The organism is Caulobacter sp. GW822-FHT07D08, from assembly GCF_058798735.1.
Window position 1 is genome coordinate 25,928 of record NZ_JBXAKU010000027.1, and the last position, 22,442, is coordinate 48,369.

Below are 22,442 nucleotides of genomic sequence, written 5' to 3' on the forward strand. Positions count from 1 at the left end.
CATGCGTCTGGCGAACGTCCTGAACCTGACCATGAAGGAATTCGCCAGCCTCTGGCGCGATCCGGCCGCCATCGTGCTGATCGTCTTTGCCTTCACCTTCGCGGTCTATGTTGTCTCAAGAGACATCAAGACCGAGGTCAACAACGCCCCCGTCGGGGTGGTCGACGACGACCATTCCCCGCTATCGCGCCGGCTGACCGACGCCCTGCAGCCGCCGCTGTTCCGCGCGCCGGTCCCCTTGACGACGCGGACCGCCGACACGGCCCTGGAGACGGGACGGGTGATCTTCGTCCTCGAAATCCCGCCGAACTTCGAGGCCGACCTCCTGCGCGGCCGCAAGCCCGCCCTGATGCTCTTGATCGACGCCACCGCCATGACCCAGGCCGGCCTCGGGGCCAGCCATATCGGCCGGATCGTCGCCGCCGAGGTGTCGCAGGCGCTCGGATCGCCGGCCTCCGAAGTGTCCCAGCCCGTCCGCCTGGTTCCCCGCATGGCGTTCAATCCGAACCACCAGGCCATTTGGTTCGTCTCGGTGATGCAGATCACTCTGGACCTCACCATCCTTTCGATCCTGCTGGTCGGCGCGGCCTTCATGCGCGAGCGCGAGCGCGGCACGATCGAGCGGCTGCTGGTCATGCCCGTCACCCCGATCGAGGTGGCGCTGGGCAAGATCATCGCCAACGGCGTGGTCGTGGCGATGGCGGCCTTCCTGTCGCTGCAGATCGTCGTTCGGCTGGGCCTGGGGGTGCCCATCCAAGGCTCGGTGGCCGTGTTCATGGCCTGCGTCGCGCCCTACCTGTTCGCCACGGCGGCCATCGGCATCCTGCTGGCGACCTCGGCCGGATCGATGCCGCAATTCGCGCTCATGTCGATCCCGGTCTTCGTCATCCTGAACCTGCTGTCGGGCGCGGTGACTCCCATGGAGAGCATGCCAGCCCCGATGCGCTTGGTCATGCAGGCCTCGCCGACCACCCAGTTCGTCGCCCTGTCCAGCGCCATCCTGTTCCGGGGCGCGGGGCTGGCCGAGGTCTGGGAGCATCTGGCGGCGATCGTGGTCGTGGGGACCCTGGCGCTGGTGCTGGCGCTGATCCGTTTCCGCGCCCAGATGCAGAAAGCCGGATAAACCATGACCCGGAGCGTCAAGCCCTCACCTTGGCCGAGCGCCCCGCCGACGTCCAACCTCGTTCCGATTCTCCATGGGTCCGAGCCCGCGACGTCGTCCCGAAGCTAGAGCGCGTTAGGTTTAAGTGTGAGCGGTTAAACCGCTCGAACGCGCTCTAAGTGTATGAAGATAGAGCCTGTTTATCTGGTTTAGATGGTTCCATCTAAACCAGACAGGCTCTAGTCTCGGGCGCCTGGGTCTCACAGCTTCACATTACAGAAGCTTTATTTGGCGCCGTTCGAGAACGCGGCCATGGCTACCCCGCCCGAGGGGAAAGACATGCGCGTATTGTTTCTGTTGCTGGTGCTTCTTGCCGCACCGTCCGTTGGCCTCGCAGACTCTAACTTTACCCGCGCGAACCCGCCCGGCCCGCACGCGGTGGGATTGAAGGTCGTCGAGCAATACGATTTCTCCCGCGCCTATCGGGGGCTCACCGACGTCGTCACGGGCAAGGGGGTCACCGGAGAGCGAGCGCGGCCGATCCAGACCTTTGTCTGGTACCCGGCGGCAAAGACCGCCAAGCCGACCATGACCGTCGCCGACTATCTCAAGATCGGCGCCAGCGACGACAATTTCGAACATACTCCCGCCGAGCGCGCGGCGCTGGAAGCCGCGTTCGCCGGGCAACGGACCGCCGCCCTGTCGCCGGAGCGCGCCAAGGCAGAGCTGGCCGCGCCGATGCGGGCCCGTCGCGACGCCGCTGCGGCGTCAGGCAAGTTCCCGGTCGTGATCTACGCCCCTAGCTTCAGCGCCTGGGCGTTCGAGAACGCCGACCTGTGCGAATACCTGGCCAGCCAGGGCTATGTGGTCATCGCAAGCCCCAGCCTGGGTCAGGCTCAGCGCGACATGACAACCGACCTGGAGGGCGTCGAGACCCAGGCCGGCGACATCGAATTCCTGATTGGCTACGCCCATGGCCTGCCCCAGGCCGACACCAACCGCTTGGCCGTGATCGGCTATAGCTGGGGCGGCCTGGCCAATGTCCTGGCCGCGGCCAAGGATAGCCGCATCGACGCCCTGGTCGCCTTGGACGGCTCGGTCCGGTACTGGCCCCAGTTGCTCAAGCAGGCCGCCTACGCCACCCAGGCCCGCGCCACCGCACCGCTGCTCTTTATCGCCGCTCGGCCGCGTGAGATCGAGGAGCTGTCGGAGGGGCGCAACGAGGTCACCAGCCCGCTCAACCACATGAAATATGCCGATGTCTACCGCGTGACGCTGGCCCCGATGGTGCACGAGAACTTCTCGGTGATGTTCGGCCAGCGCCTGCTGGGCGACAGCCGCTACGACGAGTACGACAAGGACGAGCTGTCGACCGCAACCGCCTGGATGGAGACCTATGTCCGCCGGTTCCTGGACGCCTATCTGAAAGGCGACGCGGCCAGCCGGGCGTTCCTGGACCTGCCGGCCGCCAAGAGCGGCGCGCCCGCCCACCTGCTCACCACCAGCGTGACCCACAGCCAGGGTGCGCCGCCTACCCGCGCGGCTTTCGCCGCCGAACTGGCTCGCCAGGGCTTCGGCAAGACGTCGAGCGTCTACCAAGCCTTCAAGGCCCGGGAGCCCGACTTCACGCTTTCCGACGACGAGCTTGTAAGCTGGGCTTACCAGCGCATGGGCGACGGCGACATCGGCGCGGCGGTCGCCCTGCTTCGGCTGGACACCGAGATCCACGCGGACAGCTGGAACGCCTTCGACAGCCTGGGCGAGGCCTACGCCAAGAACGGCGACAAGACCCTGGCGATCGCCGCCTACCGCCAGTCTCTGGTGCTGAACCCGAAGAACACCAACGGGGTCGAGCAATTGAAAACGCTCGGAACACAACCTTAGGGAGCAAAAGGCCCGCGACGCAACGTCCACAACCTGTCCCGTCCCGCCGTCTGCAGCGGAGCCAATCCGGACCTTCAGATCGCGGTCGCGAGAAATCGTCGGTCTCGGGTGAAGCACGCCCTTGTGGTGATGGACAGCCGCAGACGGCACGTCGGTGATTTGCGCAAGCGGGCGGCCGAGGCCAGCGCGCGTCTCGTGCGGCTCTATGAAGCCATCGAGAGCGGCGTGGCGGACGCTAGCGATCCGCATCTTAAAGATCGCGTTCGCCAGCTCCAGGAACTGCGCGACAGCGCCACACAGGACGCCGACCGCGCAGGGCGTGCGATCGAACGTCTGGGCCCGCTCATCACGCCGGAGCTGCTTAAGCAGTTCTCAGATGCGACACGCGAAATGCTGCGAAACGAGGACGGCACATTCCGCCGCGACCGGCTCAGAGCTGTTGCTCAGAGAGTCGAGATCAAGTCCGCGAATCTGATTGAGATCAGCGGCTCGCCGTTCGAGTTGTTCCGGACGCTAGCGGCGACGGGGGGTGAAAAAGCCGCCGCTCTCGCCGTTCCAGCGCGGATCCCGGAACCACACTTGGAAAGGGCCACGAGTGGGAACAAGGCTGCAGACGCGGACCTAGTACCCACTCGTGTACCGGAATGGCGCCCCTTGTCGGATGAAACCGATAACTACGAGTACGCTATTGTACTCCATAGGCCCCCTCGCAGTGACAAGGGGCGCAAACGTGCCTGACGGGGCGTGGACAACATCGCCGAGTAGGTCACCTAAAGCATCGCTGCGAAGATGTCCGCATCGCGCCAAAAGCGGCCCAGCCTGTTGGCCGCCTATCGCCAAATCTCCGGCCCGCTTGACGATTTGAAACAGCGCGCTTGATCCTTGGGGACAAATTTACTGGAGCGGGTCATGTCCGAACGCAGCACGCGATGCCTATGCCCAAAGCCAGCTAAGCACGACTGACGTGTCCGCTGACCTGCAGCTGCGTGGTCTGGGGCCTAGGCGAGGTCCAAGCCTCGCTCGCCGCACGCCGGTGCGCCGCCGACACCGCCGCGCGGCCCAAACCGCCGAAGGTCCGGACGTTCGCACCCGGCGCTCGCGTCCGGTGCGAGGGGTCAACTAGGCCTGTCGGTCGTCTAACGAGCTCGGATTTCGCCAGCGCTTGACGACCATCAATCGCCTCGGGGCCATTCTAGGCTCTAATACCGCGATGACCTTTGCCCGACCGGACGCCATCGACGCCCGGCCAACGGAACCCACCCTATTCGAACGGACCGAGCTCATCCGTAGCGCCAGCGGCACAGCTATGAGACGCGCCAACGATGCTTGAGGTGATCTGGACAACGGTGAGGCTGGCGGTCGTCACGACAGTCTTGCTGCTCATCGTATCGACGCCCCTGGCCTGGTGGCTGGCGCGCCAGCGGGCGTGGTGGAAGGAGATCATCGCCGCCGTCGCCGCCCTTCCTATTGTCTTGCCGCCCACCGTACTGGGCTTCTATCTGCTGATCCTGCTGGCTCCAGCCAGTCCGTTGATGAGCCTGCTGCACCCCTTTGGGGTTCGCAGTCTGGCCTTCACCTTCACCGGCTTGGTGATCGGCTCGATGGTCTATTCCCTGCCCTTCGCCGTGCAGCCGATCCGCAATGCCTTCGAGGCCATGGGCGATTCCCCGATGGAGGCGGCCGCTACCCTGCGCGCGACGCCGCTGGACGCCTTCTTCACCGTCGCCCTGCCCCAGGCCCGCCGTGGCTTGCTGACCGCCGCAGTGCTGGTCTTCGCTCACACCATCGGGGAATTTGGCGTGGTGCTGATGATCGGCGGCTCCGTGCCGGGGGAAACCGAGGTGATTTCGACGCGCATCTATCAGCAGGTGGAGTCGCTGCAATTTGCCCAAGCCCATCAGCTCTCGATCGGCCTCCTGGTGTTCGCCTTCGGCGTCCTGCTGGCCATGCTGCTGATCGAACGGCGCACGTCACGGCCCGCGCGATGACCCTGTCGCCCGCCAGAACCGACGTGAAGGCGCGGTTCGCGGGACGCCTGGGGGCCTTCACGCTCGACGTCGTCTTCACCCTGCCGCCCAGGGGGGTCACCGCCTTGGTGGGCCCGTCGGGCGCGGGCAAGACCAGCGTGCTGCGCTGTCTGGCCGGGCTTTCCAGCCTTCCAGGCACCTTGGTCGTCGAGGGTGAGACCTGGCAGGACGAGCGCCGGTCTTTGCCGCCGCATCGCCGAGCGATCGGCATGGTGTTCCAGGACGCCAGTCTGTTGAGCCACCTGTCGGTGACAGACAACCTGCGCTACGGCCAGCGACGCACGCGCGAGCCGCTGGCCACGGGCTTTGAAGAGGTCGTCGCGCTGCTGGGGCTGGAGGCGCTGCTGGGGCGGTCGACGACCCACCTTTCCGGCGGCGAGCGGCAGCGGGTCGCGCTGGGTCGCGCCCTGCTTTCCCAGCCGCGCCTGCTGTTGATGGACGAGCCGCTGTCCAGCCTCGACGCCGACAGCAAGGCCGAGATCCTGCCTTATCTCGAAAGCCTGCACCGGACCCTGGCCATCCCCGTGCTCTATGTCAGCCATGACGCCGACGAGGTGCGACGTCTGGCCGATCACCTCCTGGTCATGCGCGCCGGACGCGTCATCGACACGGCGACCGACGTGCGGGCCGCCGCCGATGTCCAGCGCGCGGCCGCCGCCCAGCGCCTAGCCGGCATGGAGCCGGCGAGCATAGGCCGCCTGGCCTTGGCCGCGCTCTTGGCCGGCCTGGATCCAGCCTAGAGCCTCGCCGGCGTCGGCGAGCCGCTTGACTTCCGACAATCGCTTTGCCGCGCCGCGGGTGTAGGTCGAGGGCGGCCGATCACGGTTGGCGACGATGGATTTTGTGATGTCCCAAGGTTTGGCTCAGGGATCCGCCGCGATGGCGACGATCCAGATTTGTTTTTTCGGCAAGGTCGCCGACCGTTTCGGACGCGGCCTGGCCGTGGATATTCCCGCCGAGGGTTGCTCGCTGTCCTGGCTGAGGGCGCAACTGGCCGCTCAGACCGATGGCGGCGACGAGGCCCTGAGCGAACGCGGCCTGCGCGCGGCCGTCGATCATCTGATCGTCGGCGACCAGGCCTGGATCAGCCCCGGGCAGGAAGTGGCCTTCCTGTCGATGTTTTCTGGAGGTTGACCATGGATGACGCGCCCCTGGCCGCGAAGGGCCGCAAGGCCGGTATCGACGAGCGCCTGCCCTTCTATCCGCTCAACATAGCCGTGCTGACCATTTCCGACACCCGCGACCACAACACCGACACCTCCGGCGCCCTCTTGGTCGATCGCCTGACCGCGGCCGGCCATCACCTGGCGGGCCGCGTGATCGTACCCGACGAAGTCGAGGCCATCGCCCGTCAGGTCCAGGCCTGGGCCGACGACGAGGCGGTCGACGTCATCCTCACAACGGGCGGCACCGGCTTTGCGCCGCGCGATGTCACGCCCGAGGCGGTGACGCCGCTGTTTCGCCGGACCATGGACGGCTTTTCGGTGGTCTTCCATCAGGCCAGCCAGGCCACGGTGGGGGTGGCGACCCTGCAGTCGCGCGCTCTTGCCGGCCAGGTTGGCGACACCTTCGTGTTCTGCGTGCCCGGCTCGACCGGGGCCTGCCGCGACGCCTGGGACCTGGTGCTCGGCCAGGAACTGGACAGCCGCTTTCGCCCCTGCTCGCTGGTGGGCCAGATCCCGCGCTATCGCGGCGTCTGCAATTGATCAGTTACGATGAGGCCTCGGCCCTGGTGATGGGCCTGGCCCAGCCCTTGGGCCGCGAAACCGTGCGCCTGGACAGGGCCGACGGCCGCGTCCTGGCCGCGGCCATCGTCGCGCGGCGCGCCACGCCTTGCGCCGACGTCTCGGCCATGGACGGCTATGCGGTGCGTGACGACGACCTGACCGACGCGCCGGTCCGCCTGGCGGTCATCGGCGAGGCCTATGCCGGCCAGGCCTTCGACGGGGTTCTGACGCCGCGCGCCTGCGTGCGCATCTTCACCGGCGCCGTGGCGCCGGCCGGAACCGACCGGGTGGTGATCCAGGAAGAGGTCGAGCGCGAGGGGCCGCTGGCTCTCTTCGCCCATCCGCCGCGCGGCCCAAGCAACCTGCGGCTGGCCGGTTCGGATTTCAAGCCCGGGGACGTGCTGGTCGAAGCCGCCGCCCGGCTCAACGCCCAGAGGCTGGTGGCGGCCGCCGCGGCGGATCTGGCCAAGGTCTCAGTGATAGTCCGGCCCAAGGTGCTGGTCATCGGCACCGGGGACGAACTTGACGAGCCGGGCCGCCCCTCCAGCCTGCGCCCCGGCATCCCCGAGAGCGTGACCTTCGGCGTCGCCGCCATGGCCCGCGCCTGGGGAGGCAAGGTGGTGGATCGCTGGCGGGTCGGCGATGAGCTGTCGGCGCTGGAGAAGGCGGCGCGATCGGCGGTCGAGCTGGCCGATATCGTCGTCGTCACTGGCGGCGCCTCAGTGGGCGACCGTGATTTCGCCAAGACCATGTTCGCGCCCCTCGACCTGGACCAGGCCTTTTCCAAGGTGGCCATCAAGCCGGGCAAGCCGGTGTGGTTGGGCCGGGCGGGCGGCGCGCTGATCGTTGGCCTGCCGGGCAATCCGACCTCGGCCATGGTGACCGCCCGTCTGTTCCTCGCGCCGCTGATCGCCGGCTTGGCTGGCCTAGAGCCGGGCGAGGCGCTCGGTTGGCGCCAAGAGCCCCTGACCGCCCCGCTTGGTCCTTGCGGCGATCGCGAGACCTTCGTGCGGGCCAGACGCTTGCCTGGCGGCGTCGCGCCGATCGGCGACCAGGACGCCTCGGCCCAGAAGGCCCTGGCGATGAGCGATGTCCTGATCCGCCGCCGCCCAGGCGCGCCGCCGGCAAAGGCCGGGACGCTGGTGGAGACGCTCGACTTCTGACGAGCCGCGCCGCCCTAGACGGCGCCGGCGAAATGCGGAAACAGGATCGCGTCTTCCAGACGCATGTGCTCGCGCAGCTCGCGATCGATTTTGCGGCAAAGCTGATTGAGGGCCCGCCAGGTGCGGCAGGCTTCCTGGGGCGGCGTGAAATCCTTGGTGATCACCGCCAGGCGGGTCAGTTGTTCGACCACGTCGCGATGTTCGGCCTGCATCCGGGCGATGGCGATGCGGACCATCGGCCCGCCGCCGTGGCGCATCATCGGAAACAGCGCCGCCTCCTCCTTGCGCTGGTGGCCCGCCAGCTCGTCGGCCATCAGCGCCAGGTGATCGGCCAGGCCGTCGGGGCATTCGGCGTCGGCCACATGCACCGCCTCGACCTTGCGCGCCAGGGCGATGGCCTGGGGGAAGTCCTCCATATGGACCTGATGATAGCGGGTTAGGATGTGATCGATCAGCGCCCCGGCCTGCTGGGCGGCCTCGGGATCGCCTGGGGCGTGGAGCACCAGATAGGCCTCGACCGCGCGGGTGTCGGCGGGGTCGAGGCTAAATAGCACGGCTGCGTCAGGCCCGGCGGGCGGGCGGCTCAGTGCTGAGATCTGGGCGTTTTCGGTCATGGAAGCTCCTCCCACCCCAACCCTAAGGACTTTGCCAGAGGCGTGCATTGAGCGGCGCCGGCCCGCGCCTTGATGTTGCGCAAGGCCCGGCCTGGCCGATGTCGCAGACTGGACGGGCGACGACGCCTTTCATGCGCCGCAGGGAATCACTCAGCCTTTCCTCTCCAAATTCAGAAAGAGCGACCATGGCGTTCGACAACCCCTTCGCCGGCGAGATCTGGTCCAGCAAGTACCGCTTCGCGCCGCCGGACGGCGGCGGGGACGCCAACGTCGACGAGACCTGGGCGCGGGTCGCCAGGGCCATCGCCCAGGCCGAGACGCCCAAGCTGCGCGAGGGTTTCGAAGCCGAGGTCCTGGAGGCCCTCACTGATTTCAAGGTCCTGCCGGCCGGCCGCATCCTGGCCGGCGCCGGCACCGCCCGGGCGGTGACCCTGTTCAACTGCTTCGTCATGGGGGTGACGCCCGACGACCTGGGCGGCATCTTCGAGCATGTGCGCGAAGCGGCCGTCACCCTCCAGCAGGGCGGCGGCGTGGGCATGGACTTCTCCTCGATCCGCCCGGCCGGAGCCAGGGTGGAGGGCGTCGGGGCCGACGCCTCCGGCCCCCTCAGCTTCATGGATGTCTGGGACTCGATGTGCCGCACCATCCTGTCGGCCGGACAAAGGCGCGGGGCGATGATGGGCTGCCTGCGCATCGACCATCCCGACATCGAGGCCTTCATCGACGCCAAGCGCGCGGCGGGCCGCTTCCGCAACTTCAATCTCTCGGTGCTGGTCACCGATCCGTTCATGGCCGCGCTCGAAGCCGACGCCGACTGGCCGCTGAGCTTCGGCGGCCAGGTCTATCGCACGGTGCGCGCCGTCGACCTCTGGGCCAGGCTGATGCAGGCTACCTATGACGCCGCCGAACCGGGGGTGATCTTCATCGATCGAGTCAACGCCGCCAACAACCTGGCCTATTGCGAGCAGATCCTGGCCAGCAATCCCTGCGGCGAACAGATGCTGCCGCCGTATGGCGCCTGCCTGTTGGGCTCGCTCAACCTGGCCCGCCTGGTCGACAACCCGTTCGAACCCGGCGCCGTCCTCGACGAGGACAGGCTCGGCGCCCTGACCCGCACAACCGTGCGCATGCTAGACAATGTCATCGACATCTCCCGCTTTCCGCTGGAAGCCCAGGCGGTCGAGGCTAGGGCCAAGCGGCGGCTGGGGATCGGCGTCACCGGCTTGGCCGACGCCCTGGTGTTCTGCCGCGCGCGCTATGGCGACGACCAAGCCGTGGCGCTGACCCAGCGGTGGCTGGGGGTGATCAAGCGCGAGGCCTATCGCGCCTCGGCGCGGCTGGCCGCTGAGAAAGGCCCCTTCCCCCTCTACGACCCCCGGATTCTCGACCGGCCCAACCTCACCAGCCTGGACGAGGAAACCCGGGCCCTGATCGCCGCCCACGGCCTGCGCAATGGCTGCCTGACCTCCATCGCCCCGACCGGCACCACCTCCCTGCTGGCGGGCAATGTCTCCTCGGGCATCGAGCCGGTCTTCGCCTACGCCTATACTCGCAAGGTGCGCCAGCCGGACGGAACCAGCCGCGAGGAGCAGGTCGAGGACTACGCCCTGGCGGTGTGGAAGCGGCTGCATGGCGACGCCCCGCCCCCCGAGGCGGCGTTCGTCAGCGCCCAGGACCTGGCCCCGGCCGATCACCTGCGCATGCAGGCCGCCGCCCAAGCCCTGGTCGACAGCTCGATCTCCAAGACCGTCAACTGCCCCGAGACCATCGCCTTCGACGACTTCGCCGACATCTATCGCCAGGGCTACCGACTGGGCTGCAAGGGCTTGACCACCTATCGGCCCAACGCCATCACGGGCTCGGTGCTGTCGGTGGCGCCGCCGGCTGCGGCTCCCGCGCCCGAGCTTCCCCTGCCCTCGCGCCCCGACGCCCTGGGTGGCGCGACCTACAAGATCAAATGGCCCGACAGCGCTCATGCCGTCTATGTGACGATTAACGACGTCGAGGCCGAGGACGGCCGCCATCCCTTTGAGATCTTCGTCAACTCCAAAAACATGGAGCACTACGCCTGGACGCTGGGCCTGACGCGGATGATCTCGGCGGTGTTCCGGCGGGGCGGCGACGTGTCGTTCGTGGCCGAGGAGCTGAAGGCGGTGTTCGATCCGCGCGGCGGCGGCTGGATCGATGGGCGCTACACTCCGTCCCTGCTGGCCGCGATCGGCGGGGTCATCGAGCGGCACCTGAGCGGCCAGCCATCGCACGAGCCGGGCGTCGAACAGCCCCCGAGAACGTCGACCGAGACCTCGGCCAATCCGTTCGCCGCCAACAAGGCCTGCTGCCCGCGCTGCGGCAGTTTCGAGATGGTGCGCAAGGAGGGCTGCGACACCTGTTTCGACTGCGGCTATTCCAAATGCGGCTAAGCGGTTGACGATCATCAAGGCGGCCAGGACCCCTATCAAGGCGTGAGCGTCGGTTCGGGTGCAGGGTGTCCCGATGTCAACCGCCGCCGCCCGCCGCGCCTATCGCGGCCCCGCCTTGTTCAGCTTCGGCTTTCGCCCCTTCTACCTTCTGGGCGCCCTCTGGTCGGCGCTGGTCGTCCCGCTGTGGCTGTGGAGCTACCTGGCCGGCGGCCCGGGCATGCTGACGCGCGACTGGCACGTTCATGAGATGCTGTTTGGTTTCCTGGCGGCCATCGTCGCCGGTTTCCTGACCACGGCGGTGCCCAACTGGACCGGACGCATGCCGATCATCGGCGCGCCCCTGGCCCAGTTGGTCGGACTTTGGCTGGCCGGACGCGTGGCCATGCTGTTCCAAGCCAACCTTGGCGCCGCCGCCGTCGGGGTGATCGACAGCCTGTTCCTGCTGGTCTTCGCCAGCGTCCTCTGGCGCGAGGTGTTGGCCGGCCGCAACTGGCGCAACCTGCCGGTCTGCGGCCTGGTGAGCGCCCTGGCTCTGGGCAATATCGCCTTCCATCTGCAGGGCGTCAGTTGGGCCTCGGGGCTGGGCGAGCGGCTGGCCCTGGGCGTGGCGACCCTGCTGATCGCACTGATCGGCGGACGTATCACCCCCAGCTTCACCCGCAACTGGCTCAAGGCCCGGGGCATGGCCGCCCAGCCGGCGGTCTTTGGCCTGATCGACCGCGCCGCCCTGGCCTTGACGGGCCTGGCCGCCCTCGCCTGGGTCGCCTTTCCCGACGCCCTTTTCACCGGCGTCCTTCTGGCCCTCTCTGGCCTGGCTCATCTGGTCCGACTAGCGCGCTGGCGCGGCTGGGCCGCCCGGCGCGAACCGCTGGTGTGGATTCTCCACCTTGGCTATGGCTGGCTGGGCTTGGCCCTGCTGCTGCTGGGCGCCTCGGTGCTCGATCCGGCGATCCCGCGCACCGTCGGCGTCCACGCCCTGACCGCGGGGGCGATCGGCGTCATGACCCTGGCGGTGATGACCCGCTCCAGCCGCGGCCACACCGGTCGTCCGCTTCACGCCGACGCGGCCACCGCCGCGATCTATCTGGCCATCAACGCCTCGGCCCTGGCGCGGATCGTCGCGCCGTTCACCGGCGCGGGCCAACGGAGCCTCCTGATGCTCTCGGCGGGCCTTTGGGTCCTGGCCTTCGCCGGTTACGTGGCCGCCTATGGCCCCATGTTGATTGGGCCGCGCCCGACCAAGGCTTGACCGATATCAAGCCCTGCGGCGCATGGCGTCATGGCCTCCCCCGCCGGCAAGGCCTACCGATGAGGCTCGCTCCGAGCGTTCGGGCCTAAAGCGCATCCGCGCCAGGGCCGGGCCGCCGCGCCGGCTCCGCCGGCAAGGGTGACGGGGGAAACGCCGTCGCCTCCCTTGCTTGGAAAGGAGCCCGCATGGGACGCTTGGTTGACGGCTTTGGCCGCCGCTTTCGCTATCTGCGCCTCTCGGTCACCGAGGTGTGCAACTATCGCTGCACCTATTGCCTGCCCGACGGCTTCAAGAAGTCCGGGTCGATGGCTTTTCTCACCCCCGACGAGATCGACTGCGTGGTGCGCGCCTTCGCGGGCTTCGGCGTCGCCAAGCTGCGCCTGACCGGCGGCGAGCCGAGCGTGCGCCGTGACCTGGTCGAGATCATCGGGCGCGCCGCGGCCACGCCCGGCATCGACAAGGTGGCGGTCACCACCAACGGCTGGAGCCTCAAGCGCAATATCCAGGCCTGGCGCGAGGCGGGCCTGACCAATCTCAATGTCAGCATCGACGCGCTCGATCCGGCCGCCTTCCATCGCATCACCGGCCACGACCAGTTGAACGAGATCATCGCCGGCCTCGACCTCGCCCTGGCCTTGAACATGCCGACGGTGAAGGTCAACGCCGTCCTGCTGCGCTACACGGTGGAGACCGGATTCGACATCTTCGCCGATTTCGTCCGTGATCGGCCGATCTCGTTTCGCTTCATCGAGCTGATGCGCACTGGCGACAACGCCGCCTATTTCGACGACCAGCACGTCTCCGGCGTCGACCTGCAGGGCTGGCTGGCGATGCGCGGCTGGTCGCCCGTTCCCAAGGCCTTCGACGATGGGCCGGCCACCGACTACGCCCATCCCGACCACCGCGGGCGCATCGGCCTGATCGCGCCCTATGCCCCGGGTTTCTGCGATAGTTGCAACCGCCTGCGCATCACCGCCAAGGGCGCGCTGCGCTTGTGCCTGTTTGGCGAATTGGGGGTCAATCTTCGCGATCTGCTGATTCCCGGCCAAGAAGAAGCCTTGCAAGCCCGCATCGAGGCGGCCCTGATCGGCAAGCCGGTCGGCCACCGGCTGCATGAGAACAACAGCGGCGACACACGGCAGTTGGCGCAGTTCGGCGGCTAGGCCGAGCTTAGGGGACCGAGCGAATATCCCGCGCCGTCGGCCAGCGCTCGCGCTGCGCCTTGCCGGTCGGCGCATCGGTGGGCAGGGTGTGGTTGTCGATCAGGGGATCGGGCTTGGCCAGGCGCTCCAGCACCACCGGCCGGGCGATCGTCACCCGCGGTCCGTTGACCACTACGCCATAGTCGGCGATCGCCGCGAAGGCCCGCGACAGGTTCTCCGGCGTCATGCCCAGCACCGAGGCGAGCAGGCGCTTTTCGTGCGGCAGGGTGAAGGTGTCTGCCCCGCCCTGGCGCACCTTCTGGGTGATCAGATAGTTGGCCAGCCGCTCGAGCCCGCCGCGCAGCTTCTGGTTTTTGATGGCCCGCACCAGGCCGCGATAGCAGCCCGACAATTCCTGGGCCACGGCGAAGCCGAAGGCGGCGTCCTCCTTCATCGCCCGACGCAGAGCCTCTCCCGACAACATCAGGATGTCGGACCGTTCGATCGTCTGGGCGCTCATCAGGGCGTCGGCGTCGAGCACCACGGCGGCCAGGATGAAGGTGGAGACCGGCCGCAGCACCGCCAGGGTGGTGTCCTTGTCATTCCAGGTCGCGCCCAGTTCGACGCTGCCGTCGAGCAGCACATAGAGGAAGTCGACCGCGTCGCCCTCGGTGAGCAGGGTCGTACCGGCCGGAAACTTCTGCAGGAAGGCGCCGCCGGTGACGTTCCTGAACGCCTCGTCCGACATCACGCCGAACAAGGGCAGACTCCTGACACGGTCGAGATCAGCGCTTCTCATCATGCCTCCCTCATGGCGTCGTCGCGACCGGGCGGCCTTGACGCAGGTCAACCCGACTAATGACGCGTCGCTTGATGACTATCAATCGCATACTTGACGCGTTAGTCAATTGCGATTGATGAAATAAAACCGTGCCCTTTTGCCGCACCGAATACTCATAAGTGAACGTCGGTTATTTCGCTTTGCTTGATGCTTATCAAATGCGCCGAAGCCTCCCCCCGCAATAGATTGCTCGCGGCAGATGTTGTCGTGCGCGATTTGGGGGCAGACATGCAGACGGCGACGCCATCACAACAGGGAGCCGGATCGGCCCTAACGATGAGCACGATCGCCTTCACCGCCTGTTTCGCGGTATGGACGGTGTTCTCGATCATCGGCGTCAAGATCAAGCAGGACCTGGGGCTGAGCGAGGCGCAGTTTGGCCTGCTGGTCGGCACCCCGATCCTGACCGGTTCGCTAGTCCGGGTGTTCCTGGGCGTCTGGACCGAGCAATATGGCGGCCGCTTGGTCAATCTGCTGGTCATGCTGTCAGCGGCGGCGGCGACCTTCCTGTTGTCCTACGCCCAGACCTATCCGCAGTTTCTGCTGGCGGCCCTAGGCGTGGGCCTGGCCGGCGGCTCGTTCGCGGTCGGCGTGGCCTATGTCTCCAAGTTTTTTCCCAAGGAGCGCCAGGGCGCGGCGCTGGGCATATTCGGGGCGGGCAATGTCGGCGCCGCCGTCACCAAGTTCGCCGCCCCCTTCGTGATGCTGGCGCTCGGCTGGCAGGGCGTGGCCCAGATCTGGGCCGGAGCGCTGGCCCTGCTGGCGGTCGCCTTCTTCCTGACCACCAAGGACGAGCCCGACCTGCTGACCCGCCGCCGCACAGGCGCCAAGCCGCAGGCCACCAGCGCCCAGCTGGCCCCGCTGCGCAAGCTGCAGGTCTGGCGATTCGCCCTCTACTACTTCTTCGTGTTCGGCGGCTTCGTGGCCCTGGCCCTGTGGCTGCCGCACTATCTGGTCGCGGTCTATCACCTCGACATTGTCGCCGCGGGCATGCTGGCGGCCGCCTATTCCATCCCCGGCTCGCTATTTCGCGTCTTCGGCGGCTGGCTGTCGGACAAGATCGGCGCTCGCAAGGTCATGTATCTGACTTTTGGGATCAGCGTGGTTTGCGCCTTCCTACTGTCCTATCCGGCCACCAGCTACGTGGTCGACGGGGTGCATGGGCCGATCACCTTCCGCTTAGCCACAGGCCTGGTCCCATTCGTGATCCTGCTGTTCGCCCTCGGCTTCGCCATGAGCCTGGGCAAGGCGGCGGTCTACAAACACATTCCGGTCTACTACCCCGACCATGTCGGCTCGGTCGGCGGTCTGGTCGGCATGGTCGGCGGCCTAGGCGGCTTCATCATGCCGATCGCCTTCGGGGCTCTCAACGACCTTACCGGCGTCTGGACCAGCTGCTTCATGCTGCTGTTCGTCCTGGTCGCCGGCGCCCTGACCTGGATGCACCTGGCCATCGGCCGGATGGAGCGCGCTAACGCGCCCCAACTGGCCAACCTGCCGGAGTTTCCGGAAATGGCCGGCCTGTCCAAAACCACCTCCTTCGCCGCGCCCGGCGGGCGCGTCGCCAACCCTCCCGCTCACTCGTGAGTAAGGCGCAATCGATGTCGACTTCCAAACCTAGCCCGGTGATCACCGACTGGCGTCCCGAGGACGCCGCGTTCTGGAGTGAAACCGGCAAGCGCGTCGCCACCCGCAATCTGTGGATCTCGGTGCCCAACCTCCTCCTGGCCTTCTCGGTCTGGATGGTCTGGTCGATGGTCATCGCCAAACTCAAGCTGGTCGGCTTCAAGTTCACCACTGAGCAGTTGTTCTGGCTGGCCGCCCTGCCCGCGCTGTCAGGCGCCACCCTGCGGATCTTCTACAGCTTCATGGTGCCGATCGTCGGTGGGCGGCGCTGGACGGCCCTGGCCACCCTGTCGCTGCTGATCCCGGCCATCGGCATCGGGGTGGTGGTGCAGCACCCGGAGACCCCTTACAGCGTCTTCGTCCTGCTGGCCCTGGCCTGCGGCCTGGGCGGCGGCAACTTCGCCTCCTCGATGGCCAATATCTCGTTCTTCTTCCCCAAGAGCGAAAAGGGCGCGGCGCTCGGCGTCAACGCCGGCTTTGGCAATCTCGGCGTCAGCGTCATGCAGTTCCTGGTGCCGGTGGTGATCGGCCTGGCGCTGTTTGGCCCGCTGGTCGGCGCGCCCCAGACCATCGTCGAGCACGGCGTGGCCAAGTCGATCTGGCTGCAGAACGCCGCCTATGTCTGGGTCCCCTTCATCGTCATCGCCGCCGTGGCCGCCTGGTTTGGCATGAACGACCTTGCGTCGGCCAAGGCCTCCTTCTCGACCCAGGCGGTGATCTTCACCCGCAAGCACAACTGGATCATGTGCTGGCTCTATCTGGGCACCTTCGGCTCCTTCCTCGGCTTCTCGGCCGCCTTCCCGCTGCTGACCAAGACCCTGTTTCCGGACATCAACGTCCTGCAGCTGGCCTTCCTGGGTCCGCTGATTGGCGCGGCCTCCCGCGCCCTGACCGGCGGGATCTCCGACCGCTTCGGCGGCGAGCGCGTCACCCACTGGGCGTTCCTGGCCCTGACCGTCGGTGTCCTGGGCGTGCTGGCCGGAGTCGGCGCCTATGGCGCGGCGCCCTCCTTCCCGATCTTCTTCGTCAGCTTCCTGTGGCTGTTCTTCTGGACCGGGGTCGGCAACGCCTCGACCTTCCAGATGATCCCCGCCATCGTCCGCGCCGACATGCCCCGGCTGATGCCGGGCGCGCCCCTCGAGGCCCGCCAGCGCGCCGCGGAAATGGAGTCGGCGGCCATCGTCGGCTTCACCTCGGCCGTCGGCGCCTTCGGCGGCTTCTTCATCCCCAAGGCGTTCGGCGACTCGCTAAAGGCCACCGGTGATCCCCAGTTCGCCCTCTACCTGTTCCTGGGCTTCTACATCAGCTGCGTGGTCGTCAACTGGGCCTTCTACGGCCGCAAGGCTTCGCTGCTGCACACCTCCGCGCCCGCCCTCATCAAGGTTCCCGCCCAATGAGCCATACCCTGGACCGTCTTGCCTTCTTCACGCGCAAGACCGAGTTGTTCTCCGACGGCCACGGCGTCATGAACGATGACGACCGCACCTGGGAACAGGCCTACCGAAACCGCTGGCAGCACGACAAGATCGTGCGCTCCACCCACGGGGTGAACTGCACCGGCTCGTGCTCCTGGAAGATCTATGTCAAGGGCGGCATCGTCACTTGGGAAACCCAGCAGACGGACTATCCGCGCACCCGGCCGGAACTGCCAAACCACGAGCCGCGCGGCTGCGCCCGCGGCGCCAGCTACAGCTGGTATCTCTATTCGGCCAACCGGGTGAAATACCCGCTGATCCGCTCGCGCCTGCTGAAGCTGTGGCGGGCGGCTCGGGTCACCCGCAGCCCTGTGGCCGCCTGGGCCTCGATCCAGAACGACCCGGCCCAGCGCGCCGACTATGTGACCCGGCGCGGCGGCGGCGGCTTCATCCGCGCCACCTGGGACGAGGTCACTGAGATCATCGCCGCGGCCAACGCCCACACCATCAAGGCCCATGGCCCTGACCGGGTGTTCGGCTTCTCGCCGATCCCGGCCATGTCCATGGTCTCCTACGCCGCTGGGGCCCGCTATCTGCAGCTGATCGGCGGGGTCTGCGGCTCGTTCTATGACTGGTACTGCGACCTGCCGCCGGCCTCGCCTCAGACCTGGGGCGAGCAGACCGACGTCGCCGAAAGCGCCGACTGGTTCAATTCCAGCTTCATGATCCTGTGGGGCTCCAACGTCCCGCAGACCCGCACCCCCGACGCCCACTTCTACACCGAGGCGCGCTATCGCGGCGCCAAGTCGGTGGTGATCTGTCCCGACTATTCGGAGGCCTCCAAGTTCTCCGACCTGTGGCTGGCGGTCAAGCAGGGCACCGACGCGGCCCTGGGCATGGCCTTTGGCCACGTGATCCTCAAGGAGTTCCACGTCGACCGCCAGGTCCCCTACTTCCGCGACTATCTGCGCAAGTACTCCGACCTGCCGATGCTGGTGCGCCTGGTCCCACAGGACGGCGCCTATGTGCCCGAGCGCCTGCTGCGCGCCGCCGAGTTCGACCAGGCCCTAGGCGAGACCAACAACCCCGATTGGAAGACCGTCGCGCTGGACGACGCCACCGGCCAGGTGGTGGTCCCAGGCGGCTCGATCGGCTTCCGCTGGGGCGAAGATGGCAAGTGGAACCTGGAGGAAAAGGACGGGGCCGGCCGTGAGACCACCCTGCGCCTGGGCCTCAAGGGCGTTCATGACGACGTCGTCGGCGTGCGCTTCCCCTATTTCGGCGGCGCGGCCACAAACGGCTTCGCCATGACCGACCACCCCGACGTGCTGGTGCGCAACGTGCCGGTCAAGCGGATGATACTGCCCGAGGGCGAGACCCTGGTGGCCTGCGTCTACGACCTGTTCCTGGCCAATTATGGCGTCGACCAGGGTTTTGGCGGCGATCACATGCCGGCCGACCATGACGACGTCCAGCCCTATTCCCCGGCCTGGGCCGAAGCCATCACCTCGGTGCCGCGTGACCAGATCCTGGCCGTGGCCCGCGGCTTCGCCGGCAACGCCGAGAAGACCGACGGCAAGTCGATGATCATCATCGGCGCGGCGATGAACCACTGGTACCACATGGACATGAACTACCGCGCCGCCATCAACATGCTGGTGATGTGCGGGTGCGTGGGCCAGTCAGGCGGCGGCTGGTCGCACTATGTCGGCCAGGAAAAGCTGCGGCCGCAGACCGGCTGGGCGCCGCTGGCCTTCGCCACCGACTGGATCAAGCCGCCAAGGCAGCAGAACTCCACTTCGTTCTTCTACGCCCACAGCGACCAGTGGCGCTACGAGACGGTCGGCATGGACGAGATCCTCTCCCCGACCGCGCCCGACGGCGTGTGGAACGGCTCGATGATCGACTTCAACGCCAAGGCCGAACGCATGGGCTGGTTGCCCTCGGCCCCGGCCCTGAAGACCAACCCGCTGGAAGTGGCCAAGGCCGCCGCCGCCAAGGGCCAGGACGCCAAGGCCTATGCGCTCGACCAGCTCAAGAGCGGCGAGCTCGAGATGTCGTGCATGGATCCGGACGACCCGGCCAACTGGCCGCGCAACATGTTCGTCTGGCGCTCCAACCTGCTCGGCTCCTCGGGCAAGGGCCACGAATACTTCCTCAAGCACCTGCTGGGGGCCTCGCACGGGGTGCAGGGCAAGGACCTGGGCCAGACGGGCGGGGTCAAGCCGACCGAGGTCGCCTGGCATGACGAGGCGCCGGAAGGAAAGCTCGACCTGCTGGTCACCCTCGACTTCCGCATGTCGACCACGGCGGTCTATTCCGACATCGTCCTGCCGACCGCCACCTGGTACGAAAAAAACGATCTCAACACCTCCGACATGCACCCCTTCATCCACCCGCTGAGCGCGGCCGTGGATCCGGGCTGGGAGTCGAAATCGGACTGGGAGATCTTCAAGGCCATCGCCAAGACCTTCTCCAAGATCGCGCCGGAGGTGCTGGGCGTGGAACAGGACGTCGTCCTGACCCCCATCCAGCACGATAGCGCCGCCGAGCTGGCCCAGCCCTTCGACGTCCGCGACTGGTCCAAGGGCGAGTGCGAGGCGATCCCCGGCAAGACCATGCCGCAGATCACCATCGTCGAGCGCGACTACCCCAACACCTACAAGCGCTTCACCGCGCTTGGCCCGCTGCTGGCCAAGAGCGGCAACGGCGGCAAGGGCATCGGCTGGAAGACCGACCACGAGGTCGATCTGCTCAAGGCGTTGAACGGCGAGGTGCTCGAGGAGGGCCAGACCCAGGGTCTGGCGCGCATCGAGAGCGACATCGACGCCTGCGAAACCATCCTGATGCTGGCGCCGGAGACCAATGGCGAGGTGGCGGTCAAGGCCTGGGGGGCGCTCGAAAAGCAGACCGGCCGCGAACACGTCCATCTGGCCATGCCCAAGGAAGACGAGAAGATCCGCTTCCGCGACCTCCTGGCCCAGCCGCGCAAGATCATCTCGTCGCCGACCTGGTCGGGCATCGAGAGCGAGAAGGTCTGCTACACGGCCGGCTACACCAACGTCCACGAGTTGATCCCGTGGCGAACCCTGACCGGCCGCCAGCAACTCTATCAGGATCACCTGTGGATGCGGGCCTTCGGCGAGGCGTTGTGCGTCTATCGCCCGCCCATCGACCTGAAGACCACTCACGTCATGGGCGCCAAGCCCAATGGCGAGAAGGAGATCGTCCTCAACTTCATCACCCCGCACCAGAAGTGGGGCATCCACTCCACCTATAGCGACAACCTGATGATGCTGACCCTCAACCGCGGGGGACCGGTGGTCTGGGTGTCGGAGGTCGACGCCAGGAAAGCCGGCCTGGTCGACAACGACTGGATCGAGGTCTTCAACGCCAACGGCGCCCTGACCGCCCGGGTCGTGGTCTCCCAGCGCATCCGTGAAGGCACAACCTTCATGTACCACGCCCAGGAAAAGATCGTGAACACGCCAGGCTCGGAGATCACCGGCCTGCGCGGCGGAATCCACAACTCCTGCACCCGCACCGTGCTCAAGCCGACCCACATGATCGGCGGCTACGCCCAGCTAGCCTACGGCTTCAACTACTACGGCACCGTTGGCTCCAACCGCGACGAATTCGTGGTCGTGCGCAAGATGACCAAGATCGACTGGCTCGAAGAAACGCTCGTTCAGAAGGACTTCGCCCAATGAAGGTGCGCGCGCAAATCGGCATGGTGCTGAACCTGGACAAGTGTATCGGGTGTCACACCTGCTCGGTCACCTGCAAGAACGTTTGGACCAACCGTGAGGGCGTCGAGTACGCCTGGTTCAACAACGTCGAGACAAAGCCCGGCATCGGCTTTCCCAAGGATTGGGAGAACCAGAAGAAGTGGAACGGCGGCTGGGTCCGTAAGGCCAATGGCAAGATCGAACCGAAGATGGGCGCCAAATGGCGCATCCTGGCCAAGATCTTCGCCAATCCCGACCTGCCCGAGATCGACGACTATTACGAGCCGTTCGACTTCGACTACGCCCACCTGCAGAACGCCCCGGAGATGAAGAACTTCCCCACCGCGCGGCCACGCTCGAAGATCACCGGCCAGCGGATGGAGAAGATCGAATGGGGTCCCAACTGGGAGGAAATCCTGGGCGGCGAGTTCTCCAAGCGCTCGGCCGACGCCAATTTCGAGGGCGTCGAGAAGGAGATCTACGGCCAGTTCGAAAACACCTTCATGATGTATCTGCCGAGGCTCTGCGAACATTGCCTCAACCCCACCTGCGTGGCCGCCTGCCCGTCGGGCGCGATCTACAAGCGCGAGGAGGACGGCATCGTCCTGATCGACCAGGACAAGTGCCGCGGCTGGCGGATGTGCGTCTCGGCCTGCCCCTACAAGAAGATCTACTACAACTGGGAATCGGGGAAGTCGGAGAAGTGCACCTTCTGCTTCCCGCGCATCGAGGCGGGTCAACCGACCGTATGTTCGGAGACCTGCGTCGGCCGCATCCGCTATCTGGGCGTACTGCTCTATGACGCCGACCGCATCCAGGCCGCCGCCTCCACGGCTGACGAGAAGGACCTCTACCAGGCCCAGATCGATATCTTCCTGGATCCCAACGACCCGGCGGTGATCGCCCAGGCGCGCGCCGACGGCATTCCCGAGGCCTGGCTGGACGCGGCCCGCAAGAGCCCGGTCTACAAGATGGCGATCGACTGGAAGGTCGCCTTCCCGCTGCACCCCGAATACCGCACCCTGCCGATGGTCTGGTACGTGCCGCCACTGTCACCGATCCAGTCGGCCGCCTCGGCCGGAGCGCTGGAGATGGACGGCGACATGCCCGACGTCGCCTCGCTGCGCATCCCGGTGCGCTACCTGGCCAACCTGCTGACCGCCGGCAACGAGCCGCCGGTCGTTCAGGCCCTGGAGCGGATGTTGGCCATGCGCGGCTTCATGCGCGCCAAGACCGTCGATGGCCGCATCGACCACGCCATCGCCAACAAGGTCGGCCTGACCGCCGCCCAGGTGGAGGACATGTACCGCTACATGGCCATCGCCAACTATGAGGACCGCTTTGTTATTCCCTCGGCCCACCGCGAGGCGGCCGAGGACGCCTACGACCTGCGCGGCTCCTGCGGCTTCACCTTCGGCAATGGCTGCTCGGGCGGCCGCACCGAGCTGGGCCTGTTCGGCTCCAATCCGCGCTCGCGCGCCAAGACCCCCATGGAGGCCTAAAG

Annotated in this window: 17 protein-coding genes and 1 riboswitch; of the genes, 15 read left to right on the forward strand and 2 right to left on the reverse strand. The window is 66.9% G+C overall.

Annotated features, from left to right (window positions below):
• Nucleotide 1: 1 nt before the first annotated feature.
• The 8 genes from AC1RJ9_RS26645 to AC1RJ9_RS26680 all read left to right on the forward strand — a co-directional run bounded on the left by AC1RJ9_RS26645 (nt 2) and on the right by AC1RJ9_RS26680 (nt 7,903).
• Nucleotides 2-1,123, forward strand: a complete 1,122-nt coding sequence (locus tag AC1RJ9_RS26645) for an ABC transporter permease (RefSeq protein ID WP_492841531.1) — start codon at nt 2-4, stop codon at nt 1,121-1,123.
• A gap of 318 nt (nt 1,124-1,441) precedes the next feature.
• Nucleotides 1,442-2,986, forward strand: coding sequence for a dienelactone hydrolase family protein (locus AC1RJ9_RS26650; RefSeq protein ID WP_492841529.1), 1,545 nt, complete (start codon nt 1,442-1,444; stop codon nt 2,984-2,986).
• Between the two features lie 108 nt (nt 2,987-3,094).
• The gene (locus tag AC1RJ9_RS26655; RefSeq protein WP_492841527.1) at nt 3,095-3,724 is read left to right on the forward strand and encodes a hypothetical protein; all 630 of its coding nucleotides are present in this window, start codon (nt 3,095-3,097) and stop codon (nt 3,722-3,724) included.
• Nucleotides 3,725-4,308: 584 nt separating this feature from the next.
• Nucleotides 4,309-4,974, forward strand: coding sequence for a molybdate ABC transporter permease subunit (gene modB / locus AC1RJ9_RS26660; RefSeq protein WP_492841525.1), 666 nt, complete (start codon nt 4,309-4,311; stop codon nt 4,972-4,974).
• Nucleotides 4,971-5,753 (forward strand): molybdenum ABC transporter ATP-binding protein, encoded by a 783-nt coding sequence (gene modC, locus AC1RJ9_RS26665; RefSeq protein WP_492841523.1) that lies wholly within the window; start codon nt 4,971-4,973, stop codon nt 5,751-5,753. The genes modB and modC overlap by 4 nt, the downstream gene beginning before the upstream one ends.
• Nucleotides 5,754-5,847: 94 nt before the next feature.
• Nucleotides 5,848-6,147, forward strand: coding sequence for a MoaD/ThiS family protein (locus AC1RJ9_RS26670; RefSeq protein WP_492841567.1), 300 nt, complete (start codon nt 5,848-5,850; stop codon nt 6,145-6,147).
• Between the two features lie 2 nt (nt 6,148-6,149).
• A complete protein-coding gene (gene moaB, locus AC1RJ9_RS26675) occupies nt 6,150-6,719 on the forward strand; it encodes a molybdenum cofactor biosynthesis protein B (RefSeq protein WP_492841521.1) in 570 nt (189 codons plus the stop codon).
• On the forward strand, nt 6,716-7,903 hold the full coding sequence (locus AC1RJ9_RS26680) for a molybdopterin molybdotransferase MoeA (RefSeq protein WP_492841519.1): 1,188 nt from the start codon (nt 6,716-6,718) through the stop codon (nt 7,901-7,903). The genes moaB and AC1RJ9_RS26680 overlap by 4 nt, the downstream gene beginning before the upstream one ends.
• Nucleotides 7,904-7,917: 14 nt before the next feature.
• On the opposite strand, the gene AC1RJ9_RS26685 is transcribed toward AC1RJ9_RS26680, so the two are convergent.
• Nucleotides 7,918-8,517 (reverse strand): hemerythrin domain-containing protein, encoded by a 600-nt coding sequence (locus tag AC1RJ9_RS26685; RefSeq protein WP_492841517.1) that lies wholly within the window; start codon nt 8,515-8,517, stop codon nt 7,918-7,920.
• 185 nt (nt 8,518-8,702) lie between these two features.
• On the opposite strand from AC1RJ9_RS26685, the gene AC1RJ9_RS26690 reads away from it, so the two are divergent.
• From AC1RJ9_RS26690 to moaA, 3 genes are all read left to right on the forward strand, one after another.
• Nucleotides 8,703-10,937, forward strand: a complete 2,235-nt coding sequence (locus tag AC1RJ9_RS26690; protein WP_492841515.1) for an adenosylcobalamin-dependent ribonucleoside-diphosphate reductase — start codon at nt 8,703-8,705, stop codon at nt 10,935-10,937.
• Nucleotides 10,938-11,010: 73 nt separating this feature from the next.
• Nucleotides 11,011-12,186: an NnrS family protein gene (locus tag AC1RJ9_RS26695; RefSeq protein ID WP_492841513.1), complete on the forward strand. Its 1,176-nt coding sequence runs from the start codon at nt 11,011-11,013 to the stop codon at nt 12,184-12,186.
• A gap of 57 nt (nt 12,187-12,243) precedes the next feature.
• Nucleotides 12,244-12,382, forward strand: a riboswitch (molybdenum cofactor riboswitch).
• Nucleotides 12,372-13,349 (forward strand): GTP 3',8-cyclase MoaA, encoded by a 978-nt coding sequence (moaA, locus tag AC1RJ9_RS26700; protein ID WP_492841511.1) that lies wholly within the window; start codon nt 12,372-12,374, stop codon nt 13,347-13,349. It overlaps the preceding riboswitch by 11 nt.
• Before the next feature lie 7 nt (nt 13,350-13,356).
• On the opposite strand, the gene ftrB is transcribed toward moaA, so the two are convergent.
• Nucleotides 13,357-14,127, reverse strand: a complete 771-nt coding sequence (ftrB, locus tag AC1RJ9_RS26705; RefSeq protein ID WP_492841565.1) for a transcriptional activator FtrB — start codon at nt 14,125-14,127, stop codon at nt 13,357-13,359.
• Nucleotides 14,128-14,445: 318 nt separating this feature from the next.
• Between ftrB and AC1RJ9_RS26710 the strand changes: the two genes are divergently transcribed.
• Genes AC1RJ9_RS26710 through narH form a run of 4 tightly spaced genes read left to right on the forward strand, consistent with a single transcriptional unit; the run spans nt 14,446 to nt 22,440 of the window.
• On the forward strand, nt 14,446-15,756 hold the full coding sequence (locus tag AC1RJ9_RS26710; protein WP_492841509.1) for an MFS transporter: 1,311 nt from the start codon (nt 14,446-14,448) through the stop codon (nt 15,754-15,756).
• A 14-nt stretch (nt 15,757-15,770) separates the two neighbouring features.
• Nucleotides 15,771-17,192 carry a NarK family nitrate/nitrite MFS transporter gene (locus AC1RJ9_RS26715; RefSeq protein ID WP_492841507.1) on the forward strand — a complete coding sequence of 474 codons (1,422 nt, stop codon included), beginning with the start codon at nt 15,771-15,773 and terminating at the stop codon, nt 17,190-17,192.
• Nucleotides 17,189-20,920, forward strand: coding sequence for a nitrate reductase subunit alpha (locus AC1RJ9_RS26720; protein ID WP_492841505.1), 3,732 nt, complete (start codon nt 17,189-17,191; stop codon nt 20,918-20,920). The genes AC1RJ9_RS26715 and AC1RJ9_RS26720 overlap by 4 nt, the downstream gene beginning before the upstream one ends.
• On the forward strand, nt 20,917-22,440 hold the full coding sequence (gene narH, locus AC1RJ9_RS26725) for a nitrate reductase subunit beta (RefSeq protein ID WP_492841503.1): 1,524 nt from the start codon (nt 20,917-20,919) through the stop codon (nt 22,438-22,440). Before AC1RJ9_RS26720 ends, narH begins: the two co-directional genes overlap by 4 nt.
• Nucleotides 22,441-22,442 lie beyond the last annotated feature (2 nt).